Source organism: Actinomyces sp. oral taxon 849 str. F0330, from assembly GCF_000239715.1.
Classification (GTDB): Bacteria; Actinomycetota; Actinomycetes; order Actinomycetales; family Actinomycetaceae; genus Actinomyces; species Actinomyces johnsonii.
The window spans coordinates 1-1,040 of the sequence record NZ_JH470393.1; the positions used below are offsets into that span (position 1 = coordinate 1).

1 protein-coding gene and 1 pseudogene are annotated in these 1,040 nt (G+C 74.4%); both read left to right on the forward strand.

What is annotated here, in order from left to right; all coding sequences use genetic code 11:
- A pseudogene (locus HMPREF0975_RS17020) lies at positions 1-352 on the forward strand (hypothetical protein); the annotation flags it as partial.
- The coding region (locus HMPREF0975_RS14290) for an ABC transporter ATP-binding protein (RefSeq protein WP_009234953.1) at positions 333-1,040 on the forward strand (708 nt) is incomplete at its 3' end. The pseudogene HMPREF0975_RS17020 and the gene HMPREF0975_RS14290, both read left to right, overlap by 20 nt.

Sequence of the window (1,040 nt, forward strand, 5' to 3'; positions counted from 1 at the left end):
GGCGACGTCGTTGGGGGAGTTCGGGGCGACGTCGTTCCTGGCCCGGCCCCAGGAGCCGACGCTGCCGGTGGTCGTCTACCGGCTCATCGGCAGCCCCGGCTCCCAGAACCAGGGGATGGCCCTGGCTGGGGGCGTGGTCCTGGCGGTGGGCAGCGCCGCCGTCATGCTTGGCTGCGAATGGCTCCAGACCCGGCTCGGCCTCGGGAGAAGCGGGCGAGTGGTGTTCGGCAACGTTCGAGCGGCGGATGGCCCGGGCGCGGCGGGCAAGCGGCGGACAACGATGGCGGGAGGGCCCGGCTCTGCGGGCCCAGGACGGACGGAGGTGGGCGGCGATGAGCCCGGAGACCAGTGATACCAATGCTTCCGTGGGCCTGTCGGTGCGCGGGCTCGTCGTGGCCTACGGGGACCTGCGCGCCGTCGACGGCGTCGACCTGGACGTGGCCGCGGGCGAGGTCGTCGCCCTCCTGGGCGCCTCCGGCTCGGGGAAGTCCTCGCTCCTGCGGGCGGTCGCCGGTCTGGAGGACGTGGCCGACGGCTCGGTCGCCTGGGATGGGCGGGGCGTGGTGCGCGTGCCCGTCCACAAACGAGGCTTCGGCCTCATGTTCCAGGACGGTCAGCTCTTCGATCACCGCGACGTCGGCGGCAACATCGCCTACGGGCTCGCCGGCCTGTCGCGCGCCCGGCGGGGTGAGCGGGTGCGTGAGATGCTCGAGCTCGTAGGGCTTCCCGGCTTCGAGCGGCGGCGGGTGACGACCCTGTCCGGCGGACAGGCGCAGCGGGTGGCCTTGGCCCGGGTGCTGGCGCCGGCCCCCCGGCTCCTGCTGCTCGACGAGCCCCTGTCCGCCCTGGACCGGGCCCTGCGCGAGCAGCTGGCGACCGACGTGCGCGCCATCCTGCGCCAGGGCAGGACCACGGCACTCTACGTCACCCACGATCAGGACGAGGCCATGACCGTGGCCGACCGGGTCGGCGTCATGGAGGCCGGCCGACTCCTGCGCCTGGACACGCCTCAGCGCCTGTGGGCCGACCCCGGCAGCCGC